This window comes from Nocardioides pocheonensis (assembly GCF_003725535.1).
Classification (GTDB): domain Bacteria; phylum Actinomycetota; class Actinomycetes; order Propionibacteriales; family Nocardioidaceae; genus Marmoricola; species Marmoricola pocheonensis.
Genome location: NZ_RJSF01000046.1, coordinates 25,707 through 34,504, shown reverse-complemented (window position 1 = coordinate 34,504; position 8,798 = coordinate 25,707). Strand labels below are relative to the sequence as shown.

General features: G+C 66.8%; 5 protein-coding genes and 1 pseudogene. All 6 read left to right on the top strand.

Annotated elements, in window-relative coordinates; translation table 11 throughout:
- Nucleotides 1–206: pseudogene (locus EFL26_RS19715) on the top strand (ketol-acid reductoisomerase); the annotation flags it as partial.
- A gap of 61 nt (nt 207–267) precedes the next feature.
- Nucleotides 268–1,902, top strand: coding sequence for a CocE/NonD family hydrolase (locus EFL26_RS19710; protein WP_221177067.1), 1,635 nt, complete (start codon nt 268–270; stop codon nt 1,900–1,902).
- A 254-nt stretch (nt 1,903–2,156) separates the two neighbouring features.
- Nucleotides 2,157–3,341, top strand: coding sequence for an acetyl-CoA acetyltransferase (locus EFL26_RS19705; RefSeq protein ID WP_123224630.1), 1,185 nt, complete (start codon nt 2,157–2,159; stop codon nt 3,339–3,341).
- Nucleotides 3,338–4,927: an AMP-binding protein gene (locus tag EFL26_RS19700; RefSeq protein ID WP_221177066.1), complete on the top strand. Its 1,590-nt coding sequence runs from the start codon at nt 3,338–3,340 to the stop codon at nt 4,925–4,927. The genes EFL26_RS19705 and EFL26_RS19700 overlap by 4 nt, the downstream gene beginning before the upstream one ends.
- Before the next feature lie 59 nt (nt 4,928–4,986).
- Entirely contained in the window at nt 4,987–5,841 is an 855-nt protein-coding gene (locus tag EFL26_RS19695) for a PPC domain-containing DNA-binding protein (protein WP_123224628.1), read from the top strand.
- Nucleotides 5,838–8,594 (top strand): FAD-binding and (Fe-S)-binding domain-containing protein, encoded by a 2,757-nt coding sequence (locus EFL26_RS19690; protein WP_123224627.1) that lies wholly within the window; start codon nt 5,838–5,840, stop codon nt 8,592–8,594. Before EFL26_RS19695 ends, EFL26_RS19690 begins: the two co-directional genes overlap by 4 nt.
- Nucleotides 8,595–8,798 lie beyond the last annotated feature (204 nt).

Here is an 8,798-nt window from a genome sequence, read left to right as displayed (position 1 = left end):
TGAAGGCCGTCCTCGCCGACATCGTCGACGGCTCCTTCGCCCAGCGCTTCATCGACGACCAGGACGCCGGCGCCCCGGAGTTCAAGGCCCTGCGGGCCAAGGGCGAGCAGCACCCGATCGAGCAGACCGGTCGCGAGCTGCGCAAGCTGATGGCCTGGGTCAAGAGCCACGACTCCGACTACGTCGAGGGCACCGCCACCCGCTGACCAGCATCCAGACCAGGTCGGTGGCGGGACCTGGCCGTCGCTGATTCCGAGAGGGCCCACCATGCACGAGATCGAGATCGAACTCAACGTCCCGGTGGCAATGCGCGACGGCACCGTCCTGCGCGCGGACGTCTACCGACCGGCGGGGGACGGCCCCTGGCCCGTGATCGTGGCCAGGACGCCGTACGACAAGTCTGATCCGTATGTGAACATGCTCCTCGATCCGCTTCTCGCGGTCCGGCTCGGGTTGATCGCGGTCATCCAGGACGTACGGGGGCGTTTCGCCTCCGAAGGTGGCGAATTCGTTCCCTTTGCTTCGGAGGCTCAGGACGGCGCTGACACGGTGGCGTGGGCAGCAAGCATCAAGGGTTCGAGCGGCCGGGTCGGCATGTGGGGACCCAGCTACTTGGGCAACGTGCAGTGGCAGGCCGCAGCTCAACGTCCGCCCGCGCTAGGTGCGATCGCTCCGTCGACGACGTTCCGGACCGGCGACGGGCTCAGCACTCGAGGGGGCGCGCGGGAGCTCGGTCTCTGTCGGCCGTGGAGTGTGTACGCCGGGTTCGACGCGCTAGCGCGCCGCCACGCGGACGATGGCGGAGCCGCCGAGCGCGTACTTGAAGAACTCATCACTGCGGCCGATGGTCTGCCGGGACCCACCTACGACGAGTTGCCGACTGGAACCGTCGCGGAGAAGGATCCGCTCGTTGCTCGGTTGGGACTGCCGACGTTCGATGTCGCCGCTGCGGATGTCTCCCGTCATCAGTTGAGTGTCGACGTCCCGGTTCTGAACATCGGCGGCTGGTTCGACGTGTTCCTCCAGGGGACCATCGACAACTTCGTCAACGGCGGACCCGAGGACCGTCTCATCATCGGCCCTTGGAACCACATGTCGTCCGCTCCTCAGCAGGGCGACCTCAACTTCGGCTGTGCCGGAAGTGGTGCGGCAGTCGACCTCGGGCCGTCTCTGAACAGCCTGACATTCGAGTGGCTTCGCGCGCAGTTGTCGCAGGTTGGGGCCCAGGAAGACCGTCGGGTCAAGATCTTCACGATGGGCGCCAATCGATGGCGTTCGGAGCCCACCTGGCCCCTGGAACGTGCCGAGCCGAAGCGATTCTTCCTGCTCGCCAACGGTCTCGCCGACGAGGTGCCGTCCGGACTCGGCGCTGCCCTGTCGTTCGTCTACGACCCGGCGCGTCCAGTGCCGACTCTTGGCGGTTGCACGCTGCTGGACCATCGTCCGGCAGGGACCTTCGACCAGTCCGCTATCGAGCGCCGAGACGATGTCGTGGCATTCACGACCGACCCGCTGTCGGAGGACGTCGAGGTCACCGGACGGGTGAAGGCGACGATCCAAGTTTCCACGGATGCTCCCACGACTGATTGGGTTGTTCGCCTGTGTGATGTGCATCCAGATGGCGCCTCCTACAACGTCTGCGACGGAATCACTCGTGTGTCCTCGACACCCGGTGAAGCCCAGAGCGTCGAAGTGGACCTCTGGTCGACGAGCATGCTGTTCAGAGCGGGCCATCGCATCCGCATCGATGTGACCTCCAGCTCCTACCCGCGCTGGGACCGCAATTTGAACACTCCCGACGGTTTCGAAACCGGCGAGATGAGCGTCGCCCATCAGACGGTTCACCTGGGCACGGACTCGTACGTCACGCTTCCGGTCGTACCAGTCGCTGCGCACGCCTAGAGCGCTGGAGCCGTTGAGGCTCGTAGGGCCAGACGCAGTTCAGCGCTCCGGCAGCGCAACGCTGGCGACACCTGTCTTCCGACGAATGTCGCAAGACGCCGGACGGACGCTCGGCACGAGGCGGTACCCGATGTTCTTCCGCAAGGGCAATGTTTCTGGCACCAGTGTTCGGAACTCGATCGGTGGGTGGCTCGAAACCGACCCGCTTGCCGACCTGTCCCGGCGGCTGTTCATCAGACACCAGGAGGTAGCCGATGTCGGTACCCGTCAATGCCGGGACGACCTCGATCATCGGATGGAAGCACTCCGTGTTCGGCAAGCTCGACCTCCCCGATGCATCGTCGCTGATCGGTTCAGTGGTCCCGGGTGCACTCGATCACGCGGGCGTCGTCCCCGAGGATGTGGACGGCATCTTCGTCGGGGTCTACAACAATGGATTCTCCACCCAGGGCTTTGAGGCTGGTCTGGTCTCCATGGCCGTTCCCGCTCTCGCTGAGGTGCCCGCTACCCGGCTCGAGAACGCCTGCGCCACAGGCTCGGCGGCTCTCTACGCTGCGCTCGACTTCATCGAGTCCGGTCGAGGGAAGATCGCCCTGGTCGTGGGCGCCGAGAAGATGACCGGTGTCACCTCTGCTCGCGCCGGGGAGATCCTGCTGTCGGGCTGCTACGGACCGGAGGAGTCGTCCGTGGAGAGCGGATTCGCCGGTGTCTTCGCCGGCATCGCCTCGGCCTATGCCGACCGGTACGGCGACCCCAGCGACACGCTCGCACGGATCGCAGCCAAGAACCACCACAATGGCGTCACCAATCCTTACGCACAGATCCGGAAGGATCTCGGGTTCGAGTTCTGCAGCACGGTGTCGGAGCGAAACCCCATGGTCGCGCCGCCGCTGCGGCGCACCGACTGCTCACTGATCTCGGACGGTGCGGTTGCACTCGTGGTGGCAGCTCCGGACGTCGCTCGATCCGCGGCCCGGCGAGTCGGATTCCGTGCTCGGGCCCACGCCAACGACTTCATGGCGCTCTCCAAGCGTGATCCGCTCGAGTTCGCCGGCGTACGACGCGCGTGGAGTGCCGCCATCGAGCAAGCCGGCATCAACACGATGGACCTGGATCTCCTCGAGACCCATGACTGCTTCACGATCGCGGAGCTCCTTCAGTACGAGGCTTTCGGTCTAGCTGAGCGCGGGCACGGTCGCAGAGCCCTCGAGGAGGGCCTGGTTGCGGCGGACGGCAAGCTGCCCGTGAACCGATCGGGTGGCCTGAAGGCGAAGGGGCACCCGATCGGTGCCACCGGTGTCTCGATGCACGCCATCGCGGCGATGCAGGTGACCGGTGACGCCGGCGACATGCAGCTACCGGCAGTTGAGTTGGCCGGCGTCTTCAACATGGGCGGTTCGGCCGTCGCCAACTACGCGAGCATCTTGGAGGCCTGGTGACCGATGCACGCACTCCACTGACCCCCAAGGGCGCCAGCAATCTCTCGATACTGCTGCGACAGACCGCTGCTCGCCTCCGCAAGGAGACGGCGGTCGTGCGCGGCAACGTCACTTGGACCTGGTCCGACGTCGACGCCCGAGTCGACGCACTTGCAGCAGCACTCGAGGGCTCCGGGATCGGCCGCGGCGACGTCATCATGCTGCACGCTCCGAACAGTCGCGACTACGTGACCGTGATGTTCGCTGCCTGGCGTGTAGGCGCCATCATCACCCCGACCAACTGCAAGCTCACCTCGGAGGAACTGGTCGCACTTGCCGACGTCGTTCGCCCGGCACTCCTCGTCCTGGCAGAGCGCGCCGTAGACCACGCACGTGCGCTGGCTCGCCTTCGGACATGGACGATCTCCGATAGCGATGTTGCTGGCGGCGGGTCGGACGTGGGGCGGCTGATCGACGAGCACCTTGGCGCGCACGTCCACGACGTCGAGGTGATGGCGGGCGATCCGGCCTGGTACTTCTTCACTTCGGGCAGCTCTGGTCGACCTAAAGCCGCAGTCCTCACCCATGACCATCTGGCCTTCATCATCAACAACCACATCGCTGACCTGATGCCAGGCCTGTCCAACGATGACGCGACTCTTGTCCTCGCGCCCCTGTCCCACGGCGCAGGCATCCACGTCCTGACCCACGTCGCACGTGGTGCGGGGATTGTCCTGTTGCCGGGCGAGTCGCTCGATGTCGCCGAGGCATGGTCACTCATCGCTCAGCACCGCGTCTCCACGATGTTCACCGTGCCAACGATCCTCAACCGACTGGTCAGCGCGGTCACCGAAGACACTGATCACTCCTCGCTTCGCCAGGTGATCTATGCGGGCGCACCGATCACTCGCCAGGATCAGCGCCGCGCCTACGATGTGCTCGGCCCCGTGATCGAGCAGTACTACGGTCTCGCTGAGGTCACCGGAGCGATCACGGTGCTGCCGCCGGCGATGCACGAAGTCGTGCCGACCTACGAAGGCATCGTCACCGCCGGCTACCCGCGAACGGGCATGACGATCTCGATCAAGGACGCTGAGGGCAGGTCCGTGCCGACCGGTGAGCGTGGAGAGATCTGCGTCGTCGGACCGGCGGTCTTCGCCGGCTACCTCGACAACGACGTGGCGAACGCCAAGGCGTTCCGTGACGGCTGGTTCCGGACAGGCGACCTGGGCGTTGTCGATGAACATGGCCTGCTCTACATCACCGGCCGAGCTTCGGACATGTACATCTCCGGTGGCTCGAACATCGACCCCCGAGAGGTGGAGGAGAAGATCCTCGCGCACCCCCACGTACGCGCAGTCGGCGTCGTCGGTGCTCCCGACGCGGAGTGGGGTGAAGTCGGGTACGCCGTCGTCGTCGTCGATCCAGGACTCACTGAAGGCGACCTCCTTGCCTGGTGCCGGGAGCGTATGGCTCGTTACAAGGCTCCCAAGCTGGTCCACGTCGTCGAGCAGCTGCCGACAACGGCCTATGGCAAGGTGACGACGCCCGTTCTCCGCGAACTGCTGCAAGAGGCCGGTCTCTGGCCAGAGGTCCGCGTCCGGTGACGAGCGCAGACATGCTCGGCCTGCTCCCAGGGGCCGCGCGACTGAAGCACCCTGGTCCAGTGGCCGACGAGCGCGTCGTGTCCGTGCCGACTCGACTCACCGGATACGACGTCGAGCTACGTGCTGGGACACCGCTGCTCGAGGCGCTCGAACAACTCCTGGATGAGACCGGGTGCATCTCGGCGAACGGCCAGCTCGTCGGGGGTGAGCTGCGCGAGTTCTCCTATTACATACCCGACCTGGGTCCCGAAGGCGGCCCGGTCGCGAACTTCAGCCGGCCCTACCCGGGAGCCGCCCCCGGTCGGATGGTCCGGGGCGGCATCACCATCGGGCGTCGCGACGGTGCGGTGTTCTGCCACAGCCACTCCCTGTTCGTGGACGCCGACGGCATGCAGCGCGCCGGTCACCTCATTCCTGAGAAGGTCGTCCTCGGCCCCGGGGTACGCGCACTGGTCTGGGGTGGACCCGACGTGGCGGTCGAGGTCCAGCCCGACCCGGAGACAGGGATGTCACTGTTCACCCCGCGTCGCGTCGGCGACGCGGATCGCGGAGAGCTCGCGGCTCTGGTGTGCCGCGTCCGACCCAACGTCGACCTGGTCAGCATGGTGGAGCACCTCACCGAGGAGCAGGGCTGGTCCGGCGCCGACGTGCGAGGTCAGGTCGGCTCGATCGTAGGCGGGCGTCTCGGGCAGCCCGATGGATCGGTCGTCACGGTCGACGGGCCGGCGACCGAGGTGATGTTCCTCGACGGATCCGTGCGCCGGGTCCATGGCCGGATGACGGCCGACGTCAGCGCGCACCTCGTCGACCGCCACGCGGTCGTGCACAGCGGTCGCGTGCTGCCTGGCGAGAATGCGGTGGCGCTTACCTACGAGCTGGTCTTGACGGAGGCCGCCGAGGACCGCAACCCGTGAGAGCCGCCTCCTTACTGATCAGTCGCGGAGTGGATCCGACCTCCGTCCGTGACAGAGCTCTTGACGTGGCCGCCTTTGCGGCCGACGCGTCTCACTACCTGCTCACACCGCAAGCCGTGGTGGTTGCCCAGGACGAGGCAGCGGTGGCGCACGTCTTGGCGGCCTGCACCGCCGAGGGGCTGCCCGTGACGTTTCGCTCTGGCGGCACGAGCTTGTCCGGTCAGGCCGGCACAGAAGGAGTGCTGCTCGACGTACGTCGGGGATTCCGTGGCGTTGACGTCCTCGAGGAGGGGGGCCGGGTCCGGGTCGCCCCGGGCACCACCGTGCGTGCCGTCAATGCGGCACTGCGCCCCTGCGGCCGGATGCTCGGGCCGGATCCGGCCAGTGAGTCGGCCTGCACGATCGGCGGCGTGGTCGCCAACAACTCGAGCGGCATGGTCTGCGGCACCGCGGGGAACGCCTACCACACGCTCGACTCCCTGCGACTTGTGCTGCCGAGCGGGACCGTCGTCGACACATCACTTCCGGACGCCGACGCCCGACTCGCCCAGGAGGAACCTGCACTGCACGCCGGGTTGCTCCGACTGCGTGACACCATCCGCGGAGACACGATCATGCGTGCAGAGGTCGAGCGGCTCTTCGCGATCAAGAACACCATGGGGTACGGCGTCAACTCGTTCCTTGACCATGACCTTTCGGCCGACCTGTTGGCGCACCTCGTCGTCGGCTCGGAAGGAACACTCGCTTTCGTCTCGTCCGCCACGTTCCGGACGCTGCCGGTGCGGGCGTACGCATCCACTGGGCTCCTCGTCCTGCCCGACCTCGCAGCGGCCACGAGCATGTTGCCCGACCTGGTCGCCTCTGGCGCTGCTGCCATCGAGCTGCTCGACACCCGGTCCTTGCAGGTGGCGGCCCGCAACGCGCGCGCCGTACCCGCGCTGACGGACGTCCAGCTGGTTTCACAGGCAGCGCTCCTGGTGGAGTTCCAGGCCGAGTCCGGTGCTCAACTCGAAGCCATGGTCACGGCGGCAGCACCTCTTCTGGGAGGCGTGAAGCCGACGTCGGATCCAGCGACGCGTGCCAACCTGTGGCACGTGCGCAAGGGCCTTTACGCCTCAGTCGCCGGTGCGCGGCGGCCCGGGACGACTGCGCTGCTCGAAGACGTCGCGGTCCCGGTAACTGCCTTGGCTGATGCTTGTGGCGACCTCGACAAGTTGTTCACCGCACACGGGTACGACGCCGATGACGCGGTCACCTTCGGACACGCGAAGGACGGCAACATCCACTTCATGATCACCGAGGACTTCAGCACGGCTGCGGGGGTCGCTCGCTACGCGGCGTTCACCGAGGACATGGTCGACGTTGTCCTGTCGCACGGTGGCACGCTCAAGGCAGAACACGGCACGGGCCGTGTGATGGCGCCCTACGTCGAACGCCAGTACGGCGCTGCCCTTCACGGCATCATGCGCGAGCTCAAGGCGCTGTGTGACCCGAGTGGCGTACTGAACCCGGGCGTCGTCCTGACTGCCGATCCTCAGGCGCACCTGCGTCACCTGAAGACCGCCCGTCCGGTCGAGACCGAGGTCGACCGGTGCGTGGAGTGTGGGTTCTGTGAGCCTGTCTGTCCTTCGCGTGATCTGACGCTCACGCCTCGGCAGCGGATCGTGGCGCGGCGAGCGGAGGCCGCTCTGAGGGTGAGCGGCCAACACGCGGAGGCCGAGGCCATCGCCGCCGACTACACGTACGACGGCGTGGAGACCTGCGCGGCCGACGGAATGTGCCAGACGGCCTGCCCTGTCGGGATCGACACCGGCACGTTGGTTCGTCGGTTGCGCGCCGCTGGCCAAAAGCCTACGGCGCAGTCCATCGGTCGAATCTCGGCCAGTCATTGGGCCGGTGCGACTGCGATCGCGACGCGGGGCGTCTCCGCCGCCCGAGCCGTGCCGAGCTTGGGTACGGCGGCCTCACGCGCAGGACGTCGAGTCCTCGGGGACGAGGTGGTTCCGTTGTGGTCTTCGGACCTTCCCGGCGGTGGACCCAGGCGCCGCCCTCTCGTCGACACGACTGCCGAGATCGTGCTGCTGCCGAGCTGCACCGGGGAGATGTTCGGAGGTGGGCACTCGGCTACGTCAGCGTTCCTGACCTTGTGCCGGCGAGCCGGCGTCAGGGTCACGGTGCCCGACGAGGTCACGTCGCTGTGCTGCGGGATGCCGTGGAGCTCCAAAGGGCTCACGGACGGCGCAACCGCGATGTCGGTCATCCTGCATGACGCGCTCGAGCGGGCCACTCGAGGCGGATCAGTACCTGTCGTCTCGGACGCGGCGTCGTGCAGCGAGGGGCTCGCCAAGACGTTGGCCGATGGGCCGTTCTCCGTGGAGGATGCTGTCCCATTCACGGCGCGGATTCTGCTGCCGCGACTCACGCCGCGCCGCATGGTCCGAAGCCTGGCGCTGCATCCGACCTGCTCATCGACGCGCTCAGGCAGCAACGATGCGCTACACATGCTGGCTGCTGCCGTCGCGGAGCACGTCTTCGTGCCACCCTCATGGGGGTGCTGCGCGTTCGCGGGGGACAGGGGAATGCTGCACCCCGAGCTCACCGCGTCGGCGACTGCACAACAGGCTGCAGAGGTGCGCGCGTACGGGGCCGACGCTCACGCGTCGTGCAACCGGACGTGCGAGCTCGGAATGAGCCGCGCGGTGGGAGCGGCGTACCGCCACATCCTCACGCTCCTGGAGGTATCAACCAGATGAGGCCCAACAGGCCGCCTTGCGCCCACAGGCGACCAACTCCATCGTGGGCGACGTCGACACTCGAACGGGTCGAACTGTCCCTTGGGTGAAGACCTCGAGGATTGTCTGACATTCGTGCTCGGCAGCGCCAGCTACAGCCTGCGCCACCGAGGAGCCACCTTCCCGGAGACGCTGACCTGGTCCTTCGAAGATCAGGTCGAGCGA